Here is a 25,564-nt window from a genome sequence, read left to right on the forward strand (position 1 = left end):
TGCCTGACACCAAAAACCATCTTTAAAACGTAAAAGGGGTGAAAAACGTGCTTGGATTAGCAAAAGGCTTGAAATATACCCTGAAAAACTTGACGAAGGAAAAGGTTACGTACGATTATCCGAACAAGCCGCTTCCACTGCCAGACCGGTTCCGCGGAATTCAAAAGTTTTATCCGGAGAAATGTATTGTATGTAATCAGTGCATGAATATCTGTCCGACCGATTGTATTAATTTAACGGGCAAGAAACATCCGGATCCAACGAAAAAAGGAAAAATCATCGATACCTATGATATCAACTTTGAGATTTGCATCCTTTGTGACCTATGTACAGAGGTCTGCCCGACCGAAGCAATTATCATGACAAATAACTTCGAGCTCGCTGAATACAGCCGTGACATGTTATTTAAAAACCTAGAATGGTTAGATGAAAACGACGAAAACATACGGCAGGTGAATAAACCATGACCTTTTCAGGCGAATTCCTCGCTTTTATTGGAATCGCACTTGTTGCCATTATCGGCGGTGTGCTTCTTTTAAACCTTACCAAGGTGGTTCATATGGTCGTTTCGCTGATCTTCACCTTTGTCGCCATCGCTGGACTTTACGTTCTGCTGTCAGCTGAATTTGTGGCTGCCGTGCAAATCTTAATCTATTCAGGTGCGATTACCATCATTATGCTCTTTGGAATCATGTTAACGAAGCATGATGATGAACATGAACCAAAAACAGGCAAATGGCGGAAAATCCTCGTCTTTTTGGGGGTTCTCGGCTTTGCGGCTGCGGTTTACCTTGGCATTTACAATTTCAATATCGAACAGGTTCCGACCACCTTGCATGAGAATAACACGATGCAAATTGGTAAAGCACTTTACTCAAAATACATCATACCGTTTGAGTTAACGTCAGTTTTACTATTAGTCGCCCTTGTCGGTTCCATTATCTTAGCGAAAAATGAGAAGAAGGAGGCGGACGATCAATGAGTTCTGTTCCCGCTTCAGCCTTCCTGGCACTTGCACTGATATTGTTTTGCATCGGCTTATACGGTGCGCTAACGAAAAGAAACACGGTTATTGTCCTCATTTCGATTGAATTAATGCTGAACGCTGTCAATATTAATCTCGTAACCTTCAGCAAATATGGAATGGCACCGTCGATTACCGGCCAAATCTTCGCCCTGTTCGCAATCAGCGTCGCAGCGGCTGAAGCAGCAGTTGGTCTAGCCGTCTTAATTTCACTTTACCGTGCTAGAAAAACCGTCAATATCGACGAAATGGACACATTGAAAAACTAACATAAAGACTTTTATAAAATAACTTTCGACAAAACTCGGGTGGTGCCTGTCACCGCCCGTGTCTAAGGGGATAGTGATAATGATGGAGAATGCATGGCTCATACCGCTTTTCCCGCTATTATCGTTTTTGATCCTTCTTCTTTTCGGGAAGCGACTGAAAGAGGCGAGTGCTTATGTGGGGATTCTTCTCACACTGGCATCGCTTGTCTACTCGATTTTGGTATTATTCGAGCGCTTTTCTGAGCCAACCTTCATTACGAAATTTGATTGGCTCACGATAGGAGATATGCATCTAACAGCGGGCTTTGAAGTGAATCAATTAAATGCATTAATGCTGTTTATCGTATCGCTCGTAAGTTTCTTAGTACATACCTACTCCAAGGGTTATATGCAAGGGGACGAGCGGTTTCCAGTATTCTATGCCTATTTAGGACTTTTTACGTTTGCAATGCTTGGTCTGGTTATTTCACCAAACCTACTGCAAACCTATATTTTCTGGGAACTTGTCGGTGTCGGTTCCTTCCTATTAATCGGTTTTTATTTTTACAAAGACGAAGCGAAGGCTGCCGCGAAAAAAGCATTCATTATGACCCGTATCGGGGATGTAGGCTTATTTATCGGTATGATTCTGCTATTCTGGGAAACCAAAAGCTTCGAATATAGCGAAATTTTCGCAAGCATTGATGCCGGTGCGGTGTCAGGCACCATGATTACGTTGACCGCCATTCTCATCTTTATCGGGGCCGTTGGTAAGTCGGGTCAGTTCCCGCTTCATACGTGGCTTCCGGATGCGATGGAAGGTCCGACGCCTGTTTCGGCGTTGATCCACGCCGCGACAATGGTTGCTGCCGGGGTTTACTTAGTTGCAGCCCTGTTTCCGCTGTTTGCAGCGAGCAAAACCGCCCTTCTAACGATTGCCGTGATTGGCGCGTTTACGGCAATTTTTGCGGCCAGCATTGGTCTTGTACAAACGGATATCAAACGCGTTCTCGCGTATTCAACGGTCTCACAGCTTGGCTATATGATGCTTGCTTTAGGGTCGGCAGGCTATGTTGCTGGAGTGTTCCACCTGATGACACACGCTTTCTTCAAGGCGCTTCTATTCTTAGCAGCCGGTTCTGTCATCCACGCGGTACATACACAGAACATCGAGGAAATGGGCGGTCTTTGGAAAAAGCTCAAACTAACTGGACCATTATTCTTAATCGGAACACTTGCGATCAGCGGTGTCCCAGGTCTTTCTGGATTCTTCTCAAAAGATGAAATTTTAGCAGCGGCATTGGAAGGCGGACATCCAATCCTTTTCTTGCTCGCACTTGCGGCTGCATTTATGACCGCCTTCTATATGTTCCGTTTGTTCTTCATGGTATTTACCGGTGAAGCACGCGGAGAACAGAAGCATGTGCATGAATCACCAGCTAACATGACGTACCCGATGATTCTCCTTGGTGTCCTGGCGATTGTTGCTGGTTATGTGAATACACCATGGTTTGGAACATTCCTTGGCGATTGGCTCGTTGATGGCAACGAAGCACTAGCGCACCATGGTCACGCCGAAGGTCCAGTATGGATCATGATTGCTGCAACGGTTGTTTCCTTAGCGGGAATCTACCTTGCGTACTTGATGTACAGCAAGCGTTCGCTCAAGCGCAACTGGTTAAGCGGTACGGGTGATACCTTGCACACGATTTTAACGAACAAATATTACGTTGACGAGTTTTATCAAATGACTGTCGTCGCGTTCACAAAAGGACTCAGTTACTTCTTACGCTTCATTGATGTCTTCCTTGTTGGCGGACTTGTCAAGGGCGTAGTCGGAATTGTCCAAGGTCTTGGTGCAGCAGGCTCAAGGCTGCAATCTGGACAGGTTCAAACGTACGGTGCCGTCGCCTTTATTGGACTTGCGGTACTCGTTGTCATCTTTGCATTAACAGGGGGGTACTTACGATGAATTTAACAGCTGTTCTTTCAATCCTAGTATTCTCCCCTTTACTAGGTATCGTGGTTTTGGCGCTTATGCCGAAATCAGCAGAAAAAGCGATTAAAGCGGTTGGCTTTCTAGCCACGCTGCCGGCCTTGCTGCTGGCACTTGCGGCTTATCTTCATTATCAATTTGGCAAGGATTTAGCTGACTTTTCGGTGTCGGTGCCATGGATTCAATTCCGCGGCATGGCCGGTGTCGACGAGCCCTTCTTCTCTGTCAATTATGAACTTGCCTTAGGCGGCTTCCAGCTCTTGCTGGTCGTCCTTACAGCGGTTGTTGCGACACTGTCTGCGCTTGCGGCGGCGAAGTTTGTGAAAAAGGAATGGAAAGGCTATTTTATGCTCTTCCTTCTCTTAGAAATTGGTATGCTCGGTGTATTTACGGCCGAAAACTTAATTTTGTTCTTTATCTTCTTTGAAATCACGCTCATTCCGACCTTCTTCTTAATCGGAAAATGGGGTTATTTTGAAAAAGAAAAAGCAGCCTACAGCTTCTTAATTTATAACGGCTTGGGTTCTGCTGTCCTACTGATCGTCATTATGATTCTGTTTGCAAAAACAGGCACAACTAATATTGATACACTTGTTCAAATCATGGCTGATCCAAGCGCGCCGCTCTCCGGCGACTTAAAGCTTGGCTTGTTCATTGCCTTATTAATTGCCTTTGGTGTAAAATTACCAATTTTCCCATTACACAGCTGGATGTTGAAGGTGCACGTTCAAGCACCGCCATCGGTTGTTATGATCCACTCCGGGATTCTCCTGAAGATTGGTGCGTACGGATTAATCCGTTTTGGAATGGGTATTTTTCCCGAGCAATTTAAGACTCTTGCGACGTTAATTGCTGTCCTTGGAGTGATCAATCTTCTCTACGGGGCGTTTCTAGCGTTCATTCAAACAGATTTTAAAATGGTTTTAGCTTATTCATCCATTTCCCATATGGGTATCGTGTTAATCGGACTTGCAGCGATGAATGAAGCTGGGGTTCAAGGGGCAATTTTCCAAGTGATTTCACACGGATTGATTTCCGCGCTGTTGTTCTTCTTGGTAGGTATCCTTTATGAACGCACCGATACGTCGCTCATCGAAAATTTGGGCGGAATGGCGAAGGGTATGCCGATTGCCGCGGGCTTCTTGCTTGCTGCAGGGATGGCGTCGCTTGGCTTGCCGGGGATGTCCGGATTTGTGAGTGAGTTTATGGCGTTCCTTGGTCTGTTCAAAGAAATGCCGTGGATTGCCGCGGTTGGTACCATCGGAATTATCATGACGGCGGCTTACTTGCTGCGCGCGGTGTTAGGCATCACGTATGGCAAGTCGCATCGTGAATTTACCGGTGTCCTTGATCTGAAAGGCGTGGAATTCGTGCCAGTGGTTATTTTGATGTTGTTAATCGTGTTAATTGGTGTTTACCCAAGTGTCCTCAGCGCACCTTTAAAAGCTACACTTGATACCATCATGCTAGGGATAGGAGGGTGATGAAGGATGAGTCTTAGTACCTTGCAGCAATTTAATTGGAGCGCGATGACGCCGGAGTTCATCATCCTTGGTGTGTCTGCACTTCTTACACTTTTAGATTTATTTATGCCAAAAAATTTGGATCGAAAAATTCTCGGCTGGATCGGAATTGCGGCGATTTTAGCGGCGATTGTTTCCGTGCTTGGCATGGTCGGCGGACCTGTGACGTCGATCTTGGATAATTCGTTCCGCTTAGATAGTTTCGCAATGGCCTTTAAATTATTGCTTCTTGCCGGTTCGGGTCTGGTCTTATTCTTGGCCGTCAGCTACAAGGCAAAGGATGGCTTGGAGGAGTATCACGGCGAGTTCTACTATTTGTTCTTATCGGCATTGCTTGGTTCAATGATAATGACATCAAGCGGCGATTTAATTACGTTATTTATCGGTTTGGAATTGTTAACCGTTTCTTCTTATATTTTAGCGGGTATCCGCAAATACAATTTAGAGTCGAACGAATCGGCGATGAAATACGTCATTAATGGCGGGATTTCGACTGCGATTACCTTGTTTGGGATGAGCTATGTGTATGGTTTGACAGGCTCAACGAACCTGATTGAAATTGCTGGTCGGTTGTCATCGGTTTCGGATGGCCAACAAGCCTATTTGTTAACTTTGGCCTTCTTGATTGTCTTTGTTGGGTTATCCTTTAAACTGGCTGCGGCGCCGTTCCACATGTGGGCACCTGATGTTTACCAGGGCGCACCAACACCTGTTACTGCTTTCTTGAGTGTCGTTTCAAAAACAGCTGGCTTTGTGATTGTGCTACGTATTTTATTAACGGTATTTGGCTCAGCGGCATCGGTCGGAGATCCAAGTAAGCCGATTTTGCTGGAGATGCAAGACTATCTCGCCTTTATCGCTGGGGCAACGATGATCATCGGAAACGTGGTCGCGCTTCGCCAGTCGAATATTAAGCGGATGTTTGCTTACTCAAGTATCGCTCATGCTGGTTATATCTTAGTGGCGTTCACTTCGCTTAGCTCGAATATGTTTTATTCAATATGGTTCTACTTGCTTGCGTATATGTTGATGAACCTTGGTGCCTTTGCCGTCATTCAAGTGGTGTCGGAAAAGACAGGCTCAACAAAGATTGCGGATTTCGCAGGATTGTATCGCCGTTCACCAGTGTTAGCCGTTGTCATGGGAATCTTGCTTGTTTCGTTAGCAGGTTTTCCGGGTACCGCAGGCTTCATTGGAAAATTAAACATCTTTATCGGAACGTTCTATGGAACGCCGCATTATGTGCTCGCATCTGTGATGATTGCGACAACGGTCGTTTCGTACTTCTATTATTTCGGCGTGATGACGCAAATGTTCTTCCGTCCGGCAAGTGATGAAAGCAAGTTCAATCTTCCATTCGGAATCATTGTCGTGTTGATCGTTGCTGTGGTTGGATCGATTCTGTTTGGAGTTATGCCAAATATCGCGTTCGATTTTATGCAAAATAACCTGGATATTCTAGCAGACTTTTTCAGCTAGTCAGTAACGTGGATGCAGGCTGCTTTGGGGAAGGCGGCCGGTCAAATTAAAGGGGTTTTATACAGGGAGAAGAGGAGGTTGGGGGACCTCTTCTTTTTTTGTTGGTAAATTTTACTTCTCTGACTAAATTGTTGTAATTCAGACGCAATTAGGACAAAACTAGTAAAATTTAGAAACTAATACGTTTTTCACTCGTAAATATGATAGAATAATCCTTATGTGAAAAAAGGAGGTTACCGAGTGATAAATGATTTTGGGCAGATTGCCATGTTAAGTATCCTGTCTCATTTAATTTTTATCGCGTTAGCCTGGTGGGCATTACAGGCGATTCGTTTGGAAAAATTGCTGAAATCAGGCCATGTCTTTCAGGCGCGGTTACTCTACATATTTTTATCCATTATCATGGGTTCATCTGTTAGTAACTTTTTCCTTGATTATCTTCAATGGTCGCAGCAGCTGCCTTTGATCATGCAAACGATACAATTGGTAAAAATTTAGGTCTTCATACATGTATCTATTTGACGATAAATTGAGTACAATCGTCTTTGTGTGGAAAAAATAACTTCAGTGTGAACGACCACAATGCTTGAATCGTGTCAAAAAGTGACGACATTTCCCAAGTATGCGATTCCTCCAACCGGTAACAATGGTAAGAAGGGGGAGTAGAAATGAAGAGAAATAGTCAGATTCTTTTGAGCTTGATAACGATCATCAGTTTAATCTTGGTTGTGATTGGAAACCAAACGACTGAAGCGAATAGTGGCGGAATCCGTTCCATTTTTCAAAACGAAATGGACTTAACGAAAATGGGCTCCATTTTACAAGCAGAAAATATTTTGCTCGATGAGTGGACTTTTTATGCAAGAGAACATTTAAATGGAATGAAGAGTGAGCAGGAAGTAAAGGAATATGCGAAAAAGCTTCAAGCAAAGTTTCCTGATTGGGAATGGTCTGTTAACAATACCAGTCAAAAATGGGAAGTAACAGCAATATCTCCAACATCTAGACACCACAGAGAAAAGCTTCAATTGATGGTAACCCACACAAAACAACCTGTTAATGCGTATATAGTATATAGTATCAGTGGTAAAGAGTGGAACAAGTCTTCGGAGGCCTTTTTCACCACCTCTGATTTTAAAACTAGGCTGTCTGACATATTTCGAGGAAACCCAACAATTTTCTCTTGTATGAAAGGTACCGTCGGTGATAAGATTGATAAGGCTTTACCTAAGACAGCGAATCATTTGCTGTCCGTATTTAATGCAAAAGAGATCGAAGCGTTAAAAGAGGAGACATTCATGTCTGTTTCGGCGAATTCGCCGTTGTTTACAGGCTCGATAGAAAATCAAAGAGATAACATGAATTTACAAATTGGGATACGCTCCGAAGGATTGGGCGGTAAGACTACCATCGTAGTTGGCACACCAATCATTACGATTGAATATTAATATAGAGAAAATGGACGCGGAGGGGAATACTCTTGGAAAAGATTATCGTCCGCGGCGGAAAAAGGCTTGATGGAACTGTTAAAGTAGAAGGCGCAAAAAATGCTGTCTTGCCTGTACTCGCTGCAACATTATTAGCAAGTGACGGAAAAAGTGTATTACGTGATGTACCTACACTCTCCGATGTATACACAATTAATGAAGTTTTACGTAACTTAAACGCTGAAGTATCATTTGAAAACAATACAGTCGTAGTAGATGCATCCAGAGTGTTAAAGGATGAGGCGCCGTTCGAATACGTTCGAAAAATGCGCGCGTCTGTGCTTGTCATGGGATCATTACTCGCTCGCAACGGCCGTGCACGTGTAGCTCTGCCTGGTGGTTGTGCAATTGGATCCCGCCCGATCGATCAGCATCTGAAAGGCTTTGAAGCCATGGGTGCTAAGGTTAAGGTAGGAAACGGATTTATTGAAGCGGAAGTAAATGGCCGCTTGCAAGGTGCAAAGATTTATTTGGATTTCCCAAGTGTTGGGGCTACTGAAAATATTATGATGGCTGCAACGCTTGCGGTTGGTACCACCATTATTGAGAACGTGGCAAAAGAACCGGAAATCGTTGACCTTGCCAACTTCTTGAACAAAATGGGCGCTAAAGTTCGCGGCGCTGGCACTGGGACCCTTCGTATTGAAGGTGTGGACGTGTTATTTGGCGCAGACCATAATATTATTCCTGACCGCATCGAAGCGGGTACCTTTATGGTGGCTGCCGCGATTACGGGCGGAAATGTATTAGTAAAGGGCGCAGTTCCTGAACATTTATCTTCATTGATTGCAAAAATGGTTGAAATGGGGATTACGATTCAGGAGGAAGAAGATGGCGTACGTGTCATCGGAACCGAACGTTTGAAGGCTGTCGACATTAAAACAATGCCGCATCCGGGTTTCCCAACCGATATGCAATCACAAATGATGGCGTTATTGCTTCGCGCAAACGGCACCTCGATGATTACAGAAACGGTGTTTGAAAACCGTTTTATGCATGTTGAGGAATTCCGCCGCATGAATGCCGACATCAAGATTGAAGGCCGTTCTGTTATTTTAAATGGTTCTTCCAATTTACAAGGTGCGGAAGTGTCTGCGACCGACCTTCGTGCCGCAGCAGCATTAATCCTAACCGGTTTGGTTTCTGAAGGCATGACACGCGTGACTGAGTTGAAACACTTAGACCGTGGCTACGTCAACTTCCATGGCAAGCTAGCAAGCCTGGGCGCCGACATCGAACGTATCAATGAAGCAGACGAAACGTTCACAGAAGTCCAAGACTACGTATCAGATATGAACGCTTAGAACTACATTAAAAATGAGTATTCGCAAAACAACGGGCCCTGATGTACAATCATCGGGCCTTTTTGCATTTCTGGGTGTCCTTGTTTGAAGGACAATGGTGCCGGATTTGTGTTTGTGTGGTGCCTGACACCATTTTAATCGATAGATTTTTTATAAAAAAAATTCGTAATAAATGCTTGTCCGCCTCCATATGTATTAATTGAGACGCATCCCGCCGTGGAGTAGGTGTGGCTGTGAATTTGCAAACTGGAGGCACTATCATGATAAAAATCAAACCTTTCGTCGTACTAGCAGCAGTCCTCATTGCCTTAACATTAATTATTCCAGCAGTCCTTGTATTACCCTTTTCAGATGAGCACCGAGCGAGCGGAAAGTTAGGGGAGGATTTAACCAAGACTCCTGGAAAAGAAGCGACAGAGGTGGCGGCTTCCGCAGATCCTGCCGTCGAAGTATCCGTTTTTCGCACCTCAAAATCTCAAATTGAGAATGTACAATTAGAAGATTACCTCGTTGGTGTGGTGGCGGCTGAGATGCCCGCAGAGTTTAAGGAAGAAGCCCTGAAGGCCCAGGCACTAACAGCGAGAACCTATATCGTGAAGCGGCTATTAAGTAAGGATACACTCGGTGTTCCGAAAGGTGCACAGGTAACGGACACCCAAATCCATCAAGTTTATATGAATGATGATGAACTTAGACGGGAATGGGGGATGGATTACGACACGAAAAGAAAGAAGGTCTTAAAGGCTGTCCGGGCAACCGCAGGGCAAATTCTGGCCTATGATGGCGAGCCAATTGATGCCTTGTTCTTCTCCACAAGTAATGGGTATACGGAAAACTCGGAAGATTACTGGTCAGGAAAATTTCCATACCTGAGAAGTGTTTCAAGTCCCTGGGATAAAAAATCTCCCAAATTTAATAGTCAAAAGGTCATGACGGTCAGTCAGTTTGAGGCACGGCTTGGGGTGAAGCTCCGTTCGGGGTCAACGATTGGAAAAATTGTTGATCGGACCAAAGGCAAACGGGTTGGCAGGGTTGATTTTAATGGGAAGGTTTTGAGTGGGCGGGATATCCGCGATAAACTGGATCTACGGTCCTCTGACTTTGCGTGGAAACGCAAGGGGGACAATATCGTAATTACGACTAAAGGATTCGGCCACGGCGTTGGAATGAGCCAATACGGGGCAAACGGCATGGCGATGGAAGGAAAGAATTATCGGGAAATCGTCAAGCATTACTATCAGGGCGTGGAAATTAAATCGGCTGATCATATGCTAGATACAGTTACCGCAAAGAAGTAAATAGGAAGTTAGGGGAGCCAGGCTGGGGGATGCCTGGCTTTTTGCGCCCACTTAAAAGTTCCCCTACAAAATTCCCCCTATATAATAAAAATAATTTTTCCAACTTCATGCATAAAAATATAGACACTGTTAAAAAATAAGTTTAAAAAAATTTTTTTCACCCCGTGTATATAATTCTACTTATCTGTTCAGAATGATTGCTGAGGTGATGAAAATGAGAGAGGAAGAAAACAAACGATCTTCTCAAAGTTCCAGCGTAAAACGCTTTTTCAAAAAGCGTTGGGTATTTCCAGCCATTTATATTGCAAGTGCAGCAATCATTTTGAGCGCAGTTCTATGGTATCAAACTAGCAACAACGCGTCAGACAAATACGATTACAAATCCACGGATATTGCAGGTAAAAAGAACCAAGAGCCAGCGATGGAAGTTAGCAAAACATTTGAAGACTTCAAAATGCCTGTGGAAAAAGCAGATGCAGCTATCGTCAAAACAAAATTCTATGATTTCAATGGTAAAGCAGAAGACCAGGAAGCGGCATTGGTATTCTATAATAATACCTACCAACCAAACACTGGGATTGACGTAACCATGAAAGACGATGAGTCATTTAATGTCGTTGCATCATTAAGCGGTACGGTCACACGAGTTGATGAAGATGCAGTCCTTGGGAATGTCATTGAAGTGGAACACGACAAAGGTATTGTGACACAATATCAATCCGTAAAAGACATAAAGATCAAGGTTGGCCAAGAAGTAAAACAGGGACAAGTTCTTGCCACGGCTGGACAAAGCTTGTTCAATGAAAAAGCTGGAACCCATGTACATTTTGAAATTCGCAAAGATGGAATTGCTGTGAATCCTAGTGACTATTTTAACAAATCGTTAAGCACGTTACAGGAAGCAGAACTTTCGACTGACAAAGCAAGCGAATCCGTAGAGACTCCACAAATGAAGGAAAAAGAGCAAATGATTGAAGATCCAGATAGCTCTCCTGACGTGGACAAAGAATCTACTTCTACAGAAAAAGCAAATTCATAAAAACGTTACAAAGGGGAAGGGGAATACTTTCCTCTTTTTTTGTACTCATTTTTCAATTACCCATTTTATGTATATTCACGGTATAATTAAGAGAAGTGGTGCCTGACACTCGTATAACGTCCGTCTACCATGGACAAATTGCCGGATATGTCTTTTTGTGGTGCCTGACACCAAGAATGTTTGAAAAGGAGGGATTCCATTGAGAAAAATAGCAGCAGCCCTGCTTCTCGTTTTACTAGTCGCCGGCTGCAGTAAGGAACCGACGCCGCAGGATCGATTCGCAAAATACATAGCTCTATGGAATGAGCAGAAGTTCGAACAAATGTATGATTATCTTTCAGCGGATGCCAAGGAAAACATCACGAAAGAGGAATTTACGAACCGATATCATAAAATCTACAAAGACTTACAGATTACTGACCTGAAGATTGACTTCAAAAAACCGAAAGAGGATAAGCAGGCATCAAAAGAACAAGCCCACTATTCTTTTGATGCGAAAATGAATAGTATTGCGGGACCTATTCAATTCACCTATGAAGCGAAGTTGCAGAAGGAGGAACGAGCAGACAAGAAGAATTGGTATGTGGACTGGAATACTGGGTTCATTTTTCCAAAAATGCAGAAAGGTGACACGATTGGGATTGAGACGATTGCGCCGAAACGGGGGGAGATTATCGACCGCAATGAGATTGGGCTGGCGGTGAATGGTCAGGTGTATGAGGTCGGCGTGGTGGCTGGGAAGGTGACGGATCAAACTTTGGAGCCGTTAGCTTCGCTTTTAAAAATGAGTCCGGAGCAGATAAAGAAGGCGCTCAGTGCAAGTTGGGTGAAGCCGGGGCTGTTTGTGCCGCTTGCGCGGGTCGCGATGCAGGATGAGGAGCGGATTGCACAGTTGATTGCACTCGAGCCCGTGCAAACGCGAAAGGTGGAGGCACGGATTTATCCGTATGAGAAGGCGGCGGCGCACCTGATTGGGTATGTGGGGCCGATTACAGCGGATGAGTTGACCAAACTCAAGGATAAGGGCTACTCGAGCAATGATATGATTGGGAAACGAGGACTCGAGCAGGTGTATGACGAGCAGTTGAAGGGGAAGACCGGCGTGAAGATTACGATTAAAAAGAAGAGCGGCGAGGTGGTGCTGCTCGCTGAAAAGCCGGTCGAGGATGGAAAAACGGTCAAGCTAACGATTGATGCGGATGTGCAGTCGGCTATTTATGATGAGCTCGGCAAGGAAGCAGGCACAGGAGCGGCGATCAACCCTGTGACGGGTGAGACACTGGCGCTTGTCAGCTCGCCTTCGTTTGACCCGAATCAAGCGATGCTTGGCTTTTCGGCGGCTGAGTGGAAGGCGCTGCAGGAAAATAAGAAACAGCCGCTTTCCACACGCTTTAGGATGACCTATGCGCCGGGTTCCGTTATGAAGCCGATCACGGCGGCGGTGGCATTGTCGAGCGGGGCGATTACGCCGGATGTGGCGGTGCCGATTCTAGGGAAGAAGTGGCAAAAGGATAAGTCGTGGGGCGGTTACTTTGTGACGAGGGTCCATGCGGGGACTGCGCCAGTTAATTTAGAAAAGGCGTTTGTGTTTAGTGATAATATTTATTTCGCCCAGGCTGCGTTGAAGACGGGGAAAGAGGCGTTCGCAGACGGCCTGAAGAAATTTGGTTTTGAGGAAGAGTTGGCGTTTCCGTTCCCGCTTGAAACATCAACGATTGGCACGCTGGACCGGGAAATTGCGCTCGCTGATTCGGGGTACGGACAGGGACAAATCCAAATGAGTATCGTGCATTTGCTATCGGCATATACGCCATTTGTGAATAAAGGCAATATGGTCAAGCCGATTCTGTTGGCGGAGGAGCAAAAGGGCCAGGTGTTGAAAGAGGCGGTGGTCTCAGCTGAACACGCCGGAGTGATTGCGGCCGATCTACGGAAAGTGGTGGGCGATGCCGGCGGGACAGCTCATGCCGCTGATATCAAGGGGTATCCGCTCGCTGGTAAAACAGGAACAGCGGAGATTAAACAAAAGCAAGGAGAAACCGGTACGGAAAATGGCTGGTTCATCGGATACAATACAGAATCGCCGAACTTGATGGTAGCGATGATGATAGAAAATGTCCAGGGCCGAGGCGGTTCACAGGTGCCAGTGAAAAAAGTGAAGAGAGTATTTGAGATGGTGCGATAGATTGGGTGGTGTCAGGCACCGAGAATTTGGGTGGTATCAGGCACCGCTGTTCGGTTTCGCTGTTCAGTTTCGCTGTTCGGTGTCGTAACCAGCAGAAGTAAAATAAGCGGAGATTTTCCGGTTAAATTCAAAATGGAGCTCGTTTCGGAGTAAATAAGCGGAGATTTTCCGGTTAAGCAAAGCAAAATCCTCCATTTTCACGTTTTTCGATTAAATAGGCGGAATTTCTCCGTCTATTTAAGCCATTTTCAATGCTATTCTCTAAATAAGCGGAATTTTCCCGTCTATTTATCAAACCCGGCGCTTAACCTACCCGCCAACCGATAAGAGCGAACTCGCACGGACCCAGATGAGGGAATCAGAATCATTTTATCGTGTAGTAGTCAGGCAACCAAAAATGGATACTAAAAATGGCTCAGTATAGTGAACTGAGCCATTTTATTTTTAATTGCAAAACAGATACAAAAGTAAAAACAAATCGGGTTACATTTTCGATTGCATTTTTGGGTTTGGCGATAGTTTACGGAACCCGTTAGGGCGGATGGCCCCTTTTTTTCGTTATGTTTCTTCAGGAGCTGGGAAGTTAGGCTGCCACTGATACCTATCCAGATCAATCACCCCATTCAGGCCAATCTCAACCCCTTCGGCCTCTAACGACAACACTTGCTCATTGTAGGACTCGTCATCCTGAAGGGCGATTTGCCCTTTAGCGTTGATGACACGGTGCCAGGGGAGGCGGTGCTTCTTACTCATAGAATGCAGAGCCCGGACGACTTGACGTGCCGCACGCGGGCTTCCAGCGAGCCGAGCGACTTGGCCATATGTCGCAACCTTGCCTTCAGGGATACTTCGAATAATTTCAACGACATTTTCAGTAAAAGGTGTCATCAGGATCGTCCTTTCAAAAAACTCATACCAAAAAGGTATCAAAAATATAATATTTTTAACAATACTTTTTGAAAAATAATCACTTAATCATGCAGATTATGGGGGTTATAAATCCATTTTTAGCCTCATTCCAATTAGAATCGCCATTTTTGAATAATTTTTCTCTCGACAAAATTCTTGGGAAATAAAAGTTGCCTGCTGGATATTTCCATTCCAAAACCGCATAGTACCGCCATTCTAGACACCTTGAAACGAATGTCGAAAAAAAGTAAGAAGTCCAATTTTCAAAAAACTTTGAATAACATCTTGTCCCGATTGAGTATTTATAGCATAATCCCGTATCCAAGCTAATAAAATGGTTACAAACCTTTACAAAGAGAGTGTTTGAGGTGAAGAGTCGTTTGAAGTTAACGGATATTCAGTCGGGGACATGATTATTCATTGTATAGACAGAAGGTAACTTACTTTCTGCCGTTTGGTGCCTGACACCCATCAAGGGGTGTCCTTCAGTGGTGGATTTGTGTCTTTTTATGGTGCCTGACACCAACACCAACACCAACACCAAAACTGATGACACCAATACGGAAGCAGAATTCGTCGAAGTGATAAGCGGGTCTCATTTCACACGTCTCACATCCAATTTAGGGAGGGCGAGAGTGTGCACGATTACATCAAAGAGAGAACTATCAAGATTGGAAAGTATATCGTGGAGACGAGGAAAACGGTTCGCGTGATTGCGAAGGAGTTTGGCGTATCCAAAAGTACAGTCCATAAGGATCTAACTGAGAGACTTCCTGAGATTAATCCAGAGCTAGCCAATGAGGTTAAAGGTATTTTAGATTATCATAAATCGATCCGTCATCTCCGGGGGGGAGAGGCAACAAAAATGAAATATCAGAAAGAAGAAAAGGAAGGCGAGGCTGTAAAATAAGCCTTCATTCCCCAACTATTAACGTTGAAAAAACTGAAAATTTTAAAGGCATTCTCTAGGAAACCTCCACTTCGACATCCTTCTGCAAAATATACCATCTTTTTTTTCTAAAAGTATGGAAATTTTCATGAGTATGGTACAATATACAATTAGGAAAAGTATGTGGATTCCGTTTTAAGGAGGAAAGAAAAGAGAATGTTTGCAAGAGATATTGGGATTGATTTAGGTACGGCAAACGTGTTAATTCACGTGAAGGGCCGTGGAATCGTATTAAATGAGCCGTCTGTAGTGGCAATTGACAAAAATACAAATCGCGTACTTGCTGTAGGTGAAGAAGCTCGCCGTATGGTTGGTCGGACACCTGGTAACATCGTCGCGATCCGTCCATTAAAAGATGGCGTGATCGCTGACTTTGATGTGACAGAAGCAATGTTAAAGCATTTTATTAATAAGTTAAACGTAAAGGGCTTTTTATCAAAGCCGCGCATTCTGATTTGCTGCCCAACGAACATTACGAGTGTGGAGCAAAAGGCCATCAAAGAAGCTGCTGAAAAGAGCGGCGGGAAAAAGATTTACTTAGAAGAAGAACCAAAAGTAGCTGCAATTGGTGCGGGAATGGACATTTTCCAACCGAGCGGAAATATGGTAGTGGACATCGGAGGCGGAACGACGGATGTGGCCGTTCTTTCAATGGGCGATATCGTGACTTCCTCCTCCATCAAAATGGCCGGCGACAAGTTCGACATGGAGATCCTCAACTACATCAAGCGAGAATACAAACTCTTGATCGGTGAGCGCACATCTGAAAATATTAAAATCAACATCGGGACGGTATTCCCAGGTTCACGCTCGGAAGAAATGGAAATCCGCGGCCGTGACATGGTGAGTGGTCTGCCTCGTACCATCACAGTTCGTTCCGAAGAAGTCGAGGGCGCTTTACGTGAATCGGTTGCTGTCATCGTTCAGGCGGCGAAAAGTGTTCTTGAACGCACACCGCCGGAACTATCAGCTGACATCATTGACCGCGGCGTTATTTTAACAGGCGGCGGCGCATTATTGCACGGCATCGACATGTTACTAGCGGATGAATTAAAGGTTCCCGTCCTAGTTGCTGAAAATCCAATGGATTGTGTGGCAATTGGAACAGGAATTATGCTGGATAACATCGACAAGATTCCAAATCGTAAGTTTGGGTGAGTTTTTTGAAAAAACTGTCCTTGACCTGCGAGTTGAAACTGGTTTCATTGTTCATTCTTTGACCCTTTTTTGGTTATTGTTGTAAGACATCATACCTTGCATACAAAAAGTCTAATGAAGCAGGCAGGACAAGCCTCAATCATTGGGCTTTTTTATTTGTGTTTAGGGATAATTTATCAAAAAATATATCATAAAAACCTAACAAAACGACATATATTGAGCAATTTTGACTATTTCCTGTAAAAAGTTGATGAGTATTTTCCATTTCTTTTTTATAATAGACTTGAGGAATTGTCGAAATTAATTATAGAAATATAAATTGAAACACCCAGCGATATGAGTTGAACAGAAAAAATGGATATAATATGTATAACTCTCTCTAGTCCGGGGTATCCCATGCCAGATAAAAATAAATGGACGGACTTCAGTTAAAGGGGAATTAAGGAATGTCAGTAGATAATCCAAATCAAGAATATAGAACGAGAGAAGAATATAAGCGGGCCAAAGCCGAAGAGCTGCAACGAAAGAAGGACGCGGAGAAACGCGCCAAGGATGAGGCTCGGCAGCAGAAGGACGCCGCCGAAAAACGAGTCAAGGACGAAGCTCGGCAGCAGAGGGACGCGGAGAAACGCGCCAAGGACGAAGCTCGACAGCAGAAGGATGCGGAGAAACGCGCCAAGGAAGAAGCTCGACAGCAGAAGGACACGGAGAAACGAGCCAAGGACGAAGCTCGGCAGCAGAAGGACGCCGTGCAGCGAGCCAAAGACGAGGCTCGAAAGGATGCTGAACAGCGGGCCCGGGCAGTGGCACGAAAAACAGAAAATGCAAAGCAACAAACCCAGACCGTGACACAAAAAACACAAAATGTCGACAAGCAATCCCAGGCCGTAGCACCAAAAACAAAGAGTGCGGATCAACAAGCAGCAACCAAAGCTCCGAGCCAAAAAGGAGAAAAAGGCGCGACGTCGAAGGTCAAAAAAATAGAAAAAAGCGCTACTCGTGAGGCCCAACGAACCATAGAGTCAAAAAATGGGGAGACGGAACCGGTGTCCTATAAACGGATTCGAATTCGGCTCATTCCGATTTGGCTGCGGATTATTCTTTTACTTGTATTGGTCATCGTCAGTGTGATGACAGGCGCAGTGGTCGGCTACGGAATGCTTGGCGGCGGAGAAATTGCTGAGGTTTTCAAGGAATCGACCTGGACACATATCCTTGATTTAGTTGATAAAGGAAAATAAATGGAGGGAGGGACGTAAATCCCTTCCTTTTTGTGTACCTTAAGTAGTAGAATAGGTAATAAACACTTGTTGCTAGTAGGAGGTACTAATATCATGCTCGATATCGAACAAATTAAAGAAATTATTCCCCATCGCTACCCATTTTTATTGGTCGACCGCATCTTAGAAGTCGAAGATGGAAAAAGCGCGGTTGGTATTAAGAATGTCAGTGCCAACGAAGAATTTTTCAATGGGCATTTCCCTGATTATCCAGTCATGCCTGGTGTATTAATCGTGGAAGCACTCGCACAAGTCGGGGCTGTTGCAATGTTGAAAAAGGAAGAAAATCGCGGTCGCTTAGCCTTTTTTGCAGGAATTGATGGCTGCCGTTTTAAAAAGCAAGTCAAGCCAGGGGACCAATTGCGGCTTGAAGTGGAAATCGTCCGCCTGCGCGGTCCCATCGGCAAAGGAAAAGCTGTTGCGACCGTTGACGGTGAAGTGGCATGTGAAGCGGAAATCACTTTTGCCTTAGGTGAGAAAAAAGAATAAGCAGATCAAGCGGCCGGAGAGAAATTTCCAGCCGCTTTTTTATCGCCCATTTTGCGGAGGCTGCCTGCTTACATTTTTGTAAAAAAATGCTTGCTATCATTTGAAAAACGCCGGGAACCCTAAAAACAGACCGATAAGAGATAGGTCAAATTATGTTTGGAAGGGGCTTCTTTATTTTGAAGAAAAAGTTATTTCTTTTGCTCGCAGGTTCCATTCTATCTGCTGTTATGTTAACCGGTTGCAATAACAATGATGATCAAAATCCACCACCGCCAGACGTGAACAATCCGTCAGATAACAATTTATATAATAATGACAATCTAAACAACAACGATTTAAATGACAACAACCGAACAAATCTGAATAATCCCCATGGTGTTAAATACGATGACGACAACATGGATTTAGACAACAGAAATAACCATTATCCAAACACTGAGGACAAAAATACGGATACCGACAAAGACCCAATGAAAGATAGCAACACCAAAAAGGAAGAAATCATCGAAGACGACATTGACAGACATGATGCCGATAATAAGGACGAGTAAAACATAATAAAGGCGGTGTGAGCAGAGCCAAATTACAATTCATTTATCCACGGGAAATTTGTATTCCCATTACGTCTGGTTAAATTGACTCGCTTATGCGGAGCTCCGCCCCTTTTCCAAAAAAGGGACCGGCAACTTTCTGCCAGGTCCCTTCTTCTATCTACTATTACGACTTTATTTTCAGCTTTGGTTTACTTTTTATTTTATCCCTGAACTCAGTAAGCAGTGCGGGACCTTCAAACCCCTTTTGCAGGAGGTTTTCAAGCAACAGCTCCGAATAATCACTTTTGTTTCGGCGGATTTTGCCTTCCAACAAAACGCTAATATGTTTTTCAAATTTAGTCAATGAGCAAATTTTTGTTTGAAAATAAGCTGGAGCATTTTCCTTCTTGGTAATCACGGCTTCGACAATAATGTCGCGGTCTTGCTCGGAAATTTTTTTGAAATAATCATAGAGGGACAAATCTGTATACGCCTCAAGCAGCCATGTGGAGCGCTCGTCTTCCTTATTGAGAATCAAACCATCCACCAACGGAACTTCCACTGAAGCATCATCTTCGACCACATCTAATGAGTACAATTTAAAAGATTTCATCTCAACCTCCTGATTTCCTTTTCCTAAATTATAACATAGGTTCAGGTAAAGCAAATGTCGAATAATATTTGTCGAAATTTCAAAGATAGGTTTTTCTGTAAAAAACGACACCACTTTTTGACAAAAACCCTCAAGATAAACCTATTATCCTCCAAAAATCAGCCCGAAAATGGTCATTTCACGATTTTACAACCATTGAACCTGCAAGATATGATAGCATCATCAAACAAAGAAGGAGATGAAAAAATGATCAATCAAGTCACACTCGTTGGCCGGTTGACGCGAGATCCTGAGCTAAACAAGACATCAGAAGGAACGCCAGTGGCCCACATCACTTTAGCGGTGACACGACACTTTCGCAATCAAAACGGCGAAATTGAGGCGGATTTCGTTCAGTGTACTCTTTGGCGGAGGGCGGCGGAAAATACGAGCCAATATTGCCGTAAAGGGTCAGTTATAGGGATTACTGGAAGGTTGCAAACCCGGAATTACGATAATAAAGAGGGAAAAAGGGTATATGTGACTGAGGTTATCGCCGAAACGGTCCGCTTCCTAAGCTCAAAGCCACATAGTGAGACGGTGCCTGCGCCTGAGCCTGAGCCGAAAAAGGAGGAAGTGGCAATTGAGGGATAACTATGAAATGGCCAGGAACCTTGAGCAATTACTGGAAAGCTTAATAAAAATGGTTGGAAATGCAAATAAAAACGTCGATAGCCTCCAAAGGCGCGTCAGCCAGTTGGAATGGGTCATTAAGGAACAACAAAATGAAATGAAGGAAAGAGACAACCTCATCAGAATGTACTCCACATATCCACATGAATCTTCACAAAACATTCCTTTACGATTTTAAGTGATATTCAAAAAAATTTGCCTCGGTTGCATGCAATATCAAGCTTCCCGGCAACTATTTTTTAAAAAATATCCCCGCAACTGACTATTTTGATAAAGAAAATCAACCACATCTTCGTGTTTCATCTCCACTATTCCGGCTGCCGTTTGCCGGTTTTTTTTGTTTACATGTATAAAACCATTTTAACGGGATAAACTAATATAAAAACCCCCCTGTTTTTTTAAAAGAAGCCGCTGAACTTATCAGCGGCTTCTTTGTTGATTATACAGCAGGAACTTAAACATCCCTTTTTCCTAAAATTTATCCTTATGATGCTTATTGACTTTAATCTGGCTAATAAATGAATCAATGTAAAAGGACCTCCGCTTGGGCGGCATGAGATAAAGTTCTATGAGGGCCATTTTAAAATCAGGTTCATTCAGAAGAAACTGGTTAATAATCAACAAATCACGATCATCGCTGGTCTCCTTTGCGATAAATCCAGACCCCTCCGTTTTAGGCAGTAGTTGGTCGAGTTCCTCCACTAAATATTCCTTATCCACCTGATAAATTTCAGCAAATCGAACCACCGTTTGATAGTTGGGAATACTTCTACCCGTTTCGTAGCGACTAACTGTGGACCGATCCATCCTCATCATATCCGCAAGTGTTTGCTGGGACCAATTTCGGTTGTCGCGTAATTCCCTTAATTTTTCTGATAAAGACATCCAATTCACCGCCAATCAAACAATTCATAGGTTTAACTTAACGAGAAACAGAAGTGTTAGGTTTGATTGTGTGAATTGTGCACAATGATTTATGTGAAAAAATGGCACACTATCGACAGAATATGACCTGGTGGATAATTTCATTAAAGGAATTAAGGAATTATTGTCGAATAATGATAGTCGGTGTAAAAAATTGTAATATTTGGAGGTAGTTATTTTTGTGGAAAAAAACTCAATAGTATTTATCGGTGAGCAATACAACAAGCAGCAAGTTGAAGTCAAAAGTAAACCTAGCTTTTTCGATGCTGTGCAACTCGCAACCCAGTCGCCCCACACAACAGAGGATTCTCCCTATCAATCCATCCCTTTTAACAAAAAAGCAATTATTCCTATCCAAATTTATAATTCCAATATTCATATCAGCTACGACCGTCATAGTCATTCGCTACAAATTGTTAAAGAAAATAACGAATTAACCGAAAAAGAGGTGTTCGAGCTCCTCCATCATTTTGCAATAAAAGAAGATAAGAGGGTTTCCTTTTTAGCAATATTCCCGAATGGTAAAAAGCGACTAACAAAAGCGAGAAAAGCGGACACGTTATCGGAGAGTAAGAGGTTAAAGGAGGAACAGAATAGAGTAAAATGGTGAATTATTTTACATTTGGTAGTGGTGCCTGACACCAAAAAGCGGCACCGCTACGTCCTTTTTCTGTACTAAAAGTTGACACTGTTATGACACAGAAATGACACTTTTTATTGTAATAAGACAAAAAGTGATGTAGTTTTAATCTTTTTGTAACATTGCTGGCATATTCTTCTGGTATAAATAAGAGTACTAAGGAAAGGAGAAAGCGTATGCAAACGACAAAAAAGCGTATCATTCTCGTGTTACTTACCATCATGCTATCAGTAACGGGGTCTATGGTTACATATGCACAAACAAGCAGTGAAGACCTACATAACGCGAAGCAGCAGCTAGAACAGAAACAAAAAATGGTGGAGCAAAAAGCCCAAGAAAAGCAAACCGTTAATCAAGAAATAGATAAAATTAAACAAGAATTGAACTCTCTTTACAGTGAGATTACAAAAAATAAAGAGATAATGGCGGACACGCAGCAAAAAATAGACGAAACAAATCAACTGATTGAAAAAAAGAAACAAGAAATTGTCGCCCTCGAAGATAAAATTCTTGCTCGGACAGGAATCATGAAGCAGCGGGCCGTCGCACTTCAACAAAATGATTCCATCGATGTGATGATTAACTTATTCTTCGAGTCTGATAGTATCTCAGATTTTATCCAACGCGCGAGCGCTGTTTCAACCCTGATGGATGCGGATAAAGATATCTTAGGATCCCAGAAGGAAGACCTGCAGCAGATTGAAAATGATAAAAAAGAGATTGATAGACAAGAACAAGTATTATTAGAAGACCAAGAGAAGCTTTCGAAACAGCAAAATGATCTCGATCAAAACATGCAAAAACGCCAACAAGCTTTAACCGTAATGCAGCAAAAATATAATCAAATCCTTCAACAAATGACGCAGGCCGAGCAAGAAAAAGCAGGCGTTGAATCACAACTGAAAGAAATTCAGGCACAAATTAAAAATGAACAAGAAGCGGCCAACGCTCCAAAAACAAAATCAGCTCCAGCTGGTGAAAACAATACAAATACGAATACAAATACAAACACAGCCGTAAGCGGTAATGAGATGTATGTCACCGCTACAGCATACAGCCCGGAAGAGTCCTATCACATTACTGCCGCTGGCTACAATATTCGTAAACATCCGAATATGAAATTGATTGCCGTTGACCCAAGAGTCATTCCGCTTGGAAGTAAAGTCTGGGTAGAAGGATACGGCATCGCCGTTGCCGGTGACACAGGCGGCGCAATTAAAGGTCATAAAATCGATGTGTTAGTGCCAACTAGATCAAAAGCATTACAATGGGGCAGAAGAACCGTGAAAATTATTGTCCTAGACTAGAAGTTTCAACTCATAAGTACAAGATCTGGCACAAAAAAGTGTCAGGTCTTTTTTTTGACACTAATGACAATTGGTGCCTGACACCGAAAACTCCATTATCACGAGTATAATGCAGAAATTGGTGCCTGCCACCGACCGAAAACACTATTAGCACGATCTATTTAAGATGATCATTCAAGACATTTTCCTCAAGGACTGAAAACTTATCCCCGTATACCTTCTCTATATGATTTTCACCCCAGGTACAGAGCGAATTCAGAATCCCCTCCAGACTCCGGCCGTACTCACTCAGCTCATACTCAACCTTCGGCGGAATCTGATTATAAATAATCCGATTAATCACACCGTCCTCCTCCAGCTCACGCAGCTGCTGCGTCAGCATCTTCTGTGTAATATTCGGCATCAGCCGCTTTAACTCACTCGTCCGCTTTTTCCCATGCGTCAAATGGCAGAGAATGACACACTTCCACTTCCCGCCTATTACCTCCAGCGTCGCCTCAACTGATATATTATATTTCTTCTTTTCCATTTTCATCTTCCTCCTCAAATCATGTTCAGCCAGGATTATAGGAACTAAAAAGTTCCTATAGCACCTTTGGGTACCTATATCACTTTAAAGTGCGTACTTCCGGTAATCTCTCATATACCCCATAATAACATTTGCCGGATGAAAACAAGCATACCTTATTAAATAAACCTACACAACTGAGGAGGAAAATTCATGCCTTTAAATAAACAGCAAAGCACATTCGCATTACTGGCCCTAGCCGTCAGCGCCTTCGCAATCGGAACTACCGAATTTATCAGTGTCGGCCTGCTGCCGCTCATCGCCGAGGATTTGCACATTCCCGTCACAACCGCCGGACTAACAGTCTCCCTATACGCACTCGGGGTCACATTTGGGGCACCGGTCCTAACATCACTAACATCGAGAATGTCACGCAAGACCCTTTTACTATGGATCATGATCGTCTTCATCATCGGTAACGGAATCGCCGCAAGCGCCACAACCATCAGCGTCTTGCTCGCGGCCCGCGTGATTTCCGCACTGTCGCACGGTGTCTTCATGTCGATAGGCTCCACCATCGCCGCTGACCTCGTCCCGGCCAACCGGCGTGCCAGTGCGATATCAATCATGTTCTCTGGCCTCACCGTTGCCACCGTCACTGGTGTCCCGTTCGGAACATTCATCGGCCAACAATACGGCTGGAGGCTTGCCTTCATTCTCATAGTCATCGTTGGAATCATCGGCTTTATCGCCAACTGGGCTTTAATACCTTCTTTTTTGAAAAAAGGAACCCGAACGAGCACTCGGGATCAGTTCAAGCTCCTAACCAATGGCCGACTCCTACTTTTATTCGCCATCACGGCCCTGGGGTATGGCGGGACATTTGTTGTCTTTACTTATTTATCACCATTACTACAGGAAATAACTGGTTTTAAAGAAGGATCAATCGCAATTATTTTACTGGCCTACGGATTGGCGATCGCGCTAGGCAATATGATGGGCGGCAAGCTCTCCAACCGCAATCCGATAGGTTCACTATTCTATATGTTTATCGTCCAAGCCGTTGTGCTGTTAGTCCTAATGTTCACGGCACCGTTCAAAATCGCGGGCCTCATCACGATTATTTTGATGGGCTTACTTGCTTTCATGAACGTTCCAGGACTGCAAGTATACGTCGTCATCCTCGCGGAACGCTACGTCCCGAGTGCCGTCGATGTCGCATCCGCCCTCAACATTGCCGCATTCAACGCCGGAATCGCGATAGGTTCCTACTTAGGTGGTATCATCACCGACTCCATCGGCCTCATCCACACCACTTGGATTGGAGCCCTAATGGTACTGGCAGCCGCCATCCTCACAGGGCTAAGTCGAGCGCTGGAGCGGAAAGAACAAGCAACTGCAAAAATGACAATGGTGTCAGGCACCACGAAAACACAACTATCCTCCTGAGGGGGACAGTTAAGTAATTCAACTCAATTTTTCGATTCGCTGATAAATGGCCTAGCATCGCTGATATATCCTAAATTCCGCTAATAAGGTGTAATTTTACACTTCGATTTGGGAACCTAGAGTTTGATAGTAGTTAAAAGCAGTACTCTTTATGATAACTTTCTGTATTAAAGCTAAAAATAACAAATTGGACAAATTCGCTTATTTGTCCGTGTGGTGTGTACTGGCCAATCTCGCTAATGGGATTGGCCTTTTTTCTATTCTTTCATTTCCCGTCCAAAGGAAATGTCGGCTCCTAGGGTAAATGGAGGGCCCTTCCATTTACCATTCAAAGGAAAAAATGGCTTCGACGGTAAATGCAGAGCTGTTTCATTTCCCGTCTAAAGGAAAAAGTTACTTCAGTGGTAAATGGGAAGAGTTTACAGCTGAAAAAAGGTTACTTAAAATTAATCAAATATAAAAAGTCATGGACCGCCCTATTTAGCTTCAGCTTGATAGCGTCCACCTTCCTCATCGTGCGCCTCCTAACGGGCACGATGAGGAAGACCTC

General features: G+C 43.8%; 26 protein-coding genes. 22 read left to right on the top strand and 4 right to left on the bottom strand.

All coding sequences use genetic code 11. From position 1 onward, the window contains the following. Window positions 1-47: 47 nt before the first annotated feature. From nuoI to RCG22_RS16650, 12 genes are all read left to right on the top strand, one after another. Window positions 48-467: an NADH-quinone oxidoreductase subunit NuoI gene (gene nuoI, locus RCG22_RS16595; protein WP_088090191.1), complete on the top strand. Its 420-nt coding sequence runs from the start codon at window positions 48-50 to the stop codon at window positions 465-467. Then, window positions 464-982, top strand: coding sequence for an NADH-quinone oxidoreductase subunit J (locus tag RCG22_RS16600; RefSeq protein WP_308103820.1), 519 nt, complete (start codon window positions 464-466; stop codon window positions 980-982). Before nuoI ends, RCG22_RS16600 begins: the two co-directional genes overlap by 4 nt. Beyond that, on the top strand, window positions 979-1,293 hold the full coding sequence (gene nuoK, locus RCG22_RS16605) for an NADH-quinone oxidoreductase subunit NuoK (protein WP_066248597.1): 315 nt from the start codon (window positions 979-981) through the stop codon (window positions 1,291-1,293). The genes RCG22_RS16600 and nuoK overlap by 4 nt, the downstream gene beginning before the upstream one ends. A gap of 79 nt (window positions 1,294-1,372) precedes the next feature. Beyond that, on the top strand, window positions 1,373-3,244 hold the full coding sequence (gene nuoL / locus RCG22_RS16610; RefSeq protein WP_308103821.1) for an NADH-quinone oxidoreductase subunit L: 1,872 nt from the start codon (window positions 1,373-1,375) through the stop codon (window positions 3,242-3,244). Further along, window positions 3,241-4,752, top strand: a complete 1,512-nt coding sequence (locus RCG22_RS16615; protein ID WP_098262268.1) for an NADH-quinone oxidoreductase subunit M — start codon at window positions 3,241-3,243, stop codon at window positions 4,750-4,752. Before nuoL ends, RCG22_RS16615 begins: the two co-directional genes overlap by 4 nt. Window positions 4,753-4,758: 6 nt before the next feature. Beyond that, window positions 4,759-6,270 carry an NADH-quinone oxidoreductase subunit NuoN gene (nuoN, locus tag RCG22_RS16620; protein ID WP_308103822.1) on the top strand — a complete coding sequence of 504 codons (1,512 nt, stop codon included), beginning with the start codon at window positions 4,759-4,761 and terminating at the stop codon, window positions 6,268-6,270. A gap of 240 nt (window positions 6,271-6,510) precedes the next feature. Beyond that, window positions 6,511-6,768, top strand: coding sequence for a DUF1146 family protein (locus RCG22_RS16625; RefSeq protein WP_098262295.1), 258 nt, complete (start codon window positions 6,511-6,513; stop codon window positions 6,766-6,768). Between the two features lie 170 nt (window positions 6,769-6,938). Then, window positions 6,939-7,718, top strand: a complete 780-nt coding sequence (locus RCG22_RS16630) for a YwmB family TATA-box binding protein (protein WP_308103823.1) — start codon at window positions 6,939-6,941, stop codon at window positions 7,716-7,718. A 32-nt stretch (window positions 7,719-7,750) separates the two neighbouring features. Beyond that, a complete protein-coding gene (gene murA / locus RCG22_RS16635) occupies window positions 7,751-9,061 on the top strand; it encodes a UDP-N-acetylglucosamine 1-carboxyvinyltransferase (protein ID WP_308103826.1) in 1,311 nt (436 codons plus the stop codon). A 260-nt stretch (window positions 9,062-9,321) separates the two neighbouring features. Next, entirely contained in the window at window positions 9,322-10,359 is a 1,038-nt protein-coding gene (gene spoIID / locus RCG22_RS16640; protein ID WP_308103828.1) for a stage II sporulation protein D, read from the top strand. Between the two features lie 214 nt (window positions 10,360-10,573). Further along, window positions 10,574-11,398: a stage II sporulation protein SpoIIQ gene (gene spoIIQ / locus RCG22_RS16645; RefSeq protein WP_308107186.1), complete on the top strand. Its 825-nt coding sequence runs from the start codon at window positions 10,574-10,576 to the stop codon at window positions 11,396-11,398. Window positions 11,399-11,597: 199 nt separating this feature from the next. Continuing rightward, complete coding sequence (locus RCG22_RS16650; protein WP_308103829.1) at window positions 11,598-13,583, top strand: penicillin-binding transpeptidase domain-containing protein; 1,986 nt, start codon at window positions 11,598-11,600, stop codon at window positions 13,581-13,583. A 558-nt stretch (window positions 13,584-14,141) separates the two neighbouring features. On the opposite strand, the gene RCG22_RS16655 is transcribed toward RCG22_RS16650, so the two are convergent. Further along, the gene (locus tag RCG22_RS16655) at window positions 14,142-14,471 is read right to left on the bottom strand and encodes an MGMT family protein (RefSeq protein ID WP_308107187.1); all 330 of its coding nucleotides are present in this window, start codon (window positions 14,469-14,471) and stop codon (window positions 14,142-14,144) included. A 658-nt stretch (window positions 14,472-15,129) separates the two neighbouring features. Here RCG22_RS16655 and spoIIID point away from each other — a divergent pair. The 5 genes from spoIIID (at window position 15,130) to RCG22_RS16680 (ending at window position 18,919) form a co-directional block, all read left to right on the top strand. Continuing rightward, window positions 15,130-15,402 carry a sporulation transcriptional regulator SpoIIID gene (spoIIID, locus tag RCG22_RS16660; protein ID WP_026568271.1) on the top strand — a complete coding sequence of 91 codons (273 nt, stop codon included), beginning with the start codon at window positions 15,130-15,132 and terminating at the stop codon, window positions 15,400-15,402. 195 nt (window positions 15,403-15,597) lie between these two features. Further along, the gene (locus tag RCG22_RS16665) at window positions 15,598-16,599 is read left to right on the top strand and encodes a rod shape-determining protein (RefSeq protein ID WP_098263835.1); all 1,002 of its coding nucleotides are present in this window, start codon (window positions 15,598-15,600) and stop codon (window positions 16,597-16,599) included. 446 nt (window positions 16,600-17,045) lie between these two features. Then, a complete protein-coding gene (locus RCG22_RS16670; protein WP_308103830.1) occupies window positions 17,046-17,840 on the top strand; it encodes a DNA-directed RNA polymerase subunit beta in 795 nt (264 codons plus the stop codon). A gap of 93 nt (window positions 17,841-17,933) precedes the next feature. Further along, window positions 17,934-18,368 carry a 3-hydroxyacyl-ACP dehydratase FabZ gene (fabZ, locus tag RCG22_RS16675; protein ID WP_308103831.1) on the top strand — a complete coding sequence of 145 codons (435 nt, stop codon included), beginning with the start codon at window positions 17,934-17,936 and terminating at the stop codon, window positions 18,366-18,368. Between the two features lie 152 nt (window positions 18,369-18,520). After that, window positions 18,521-18,919, top strand: coding sequence for a hypothetical protein (locus RCG22_RS16680; protein ID WP_308103832.1), 399 nt, complete (start codon window positions 18,521-18,523; stop codon window positions 18,917-18,919). A 166-nt stretch (window positions 18,920-19,085) separates the two neighbouring features. Here RCG22_RS16680 and RCG22_RS16685 read toward each other — a convergent pair whose 3' ends face one another. Continuing rightward, window positions 19,086-19,514, bottom strand: a complete 429-nt coding sequence (locus RCG22_RS16685; RefSeq protein WP_098263839.1) for a YwpF-like family protein — start codon at window positions 19,512-19,514, stop codon at window positions 19,086-19,088. A gap of 246 nt (window positions 19,515-19,760) precedes the next feature. On the opposite strand from RCG22_RS16685, the gene ssb reads away from it, so the two are divergent. Next, a complete protein-coding gene (gene ssb / locus RCG22_RS16690; protein WP_308107188.1) occupies window positions 19,761-20,147 on the top strand; it encodes a single-stranded DNA-binding protein in 387 nt (128 codons plus the stop codon). Then, window positions 20,137-20,364, top strand: coding sequence for a hypothetical protein (locus RCG22_RS16695; RefSeq protein ID WP_308103833.1), 228 nt, complete (start codon window positions 20,137-20,139; stop codon window positions 20,362-20,364). The genes ssb and RCG22_RS16695 overlap by 11 nt, the downstream gene beginning before the upstream one ends. 293 nt (window positions 20,365-20,657) lie before the next feature. Here RCG22_RS16695 and RCG22_RS16700 read toward each other — a convergent pair whose 3' ends face one another. Continuing rightward, a complete protein-coding gene (locus RCG22_RS16700; RefSeq protein ID WP_308103834.1) occupies window positions 20,658-21,071 on the bottom strand; it encodes a helix-turn-helix domain-containing protein in 414 nt (137 codons plus the stop codon). Between the two features lie 220 nt (window positions 21,072-21,291). Between RCG22_RS16700 and RCG22_RS16705 the strand changes: the two genes are divergently transcribed. Further along, the gene (locus tag RCG22_RS16705; protein ID WP_308103836.1) at window positions 21,292-21,720 is read left to right on the top strand and encodes a hypothetical protein; all 429 of its coding nucleotides are present in this window, start codon (window positions 21,292-21,294) and stop codon (window positions 21,718-21,720) included. A gap of 206 nt (window positions 21,721-21,926) precedes the next feature. After that, on the top strand, window positions 21,927-23,057 hold the full coding sequence (locus tag RCG22_RS16710; protein WP_308103837.1) for a 3D domain-containing protein: 1,131 nt from the start codon (window positions 21,927-21,929) through the stop codon (window positions 23,055-23,057). Window positions 23,058-23,214: 157 nt separating this feature from the next. Here RCG22_RS16710 and RCG22_RS16715 read toward each other — a convergent pair whose 3' ends face one another. Next, a complete protein-coding gene (locus RCG22_RS16715) occupies window positions 23,215-23,586 on the bottom strand; it encodes a winged helix-turn-helix transcriptional regulator (protein ID WP_308103838.1) in 372 nt (123 codons plus the stop codon). Window positions 23,587-23,778: 192 nt separating this feature from the next. On the opposite strand from RCG22_RS16715, the gene RCG22_RS16720 reads away from it, so the two are divergent. Continuing rightward, window positions 23,779-25,014 carry an MFS transporter gene (locus tag RCG22_RS16720; protein WP_308103839.1) on the top strand — a complete coding sequence of 412 codons (1,236 nt, stop codon included), beginning with the start codon at window positions 23,779-23,781 and terminating at the stop codon, window positions 25,012-25,014. The last annotated feature ends 550 nt before the right edge of the window (window positions 25,015-25,564 follow it).

This window comes from Neobacillus nitrireducens, assembly GCF_030915405.1.
Taxonomy (GTDB): domain Bacteria; phylum Bacillota; class Bacilli; order Bacillales; family Cytobacillaceae; genus Neobacillus.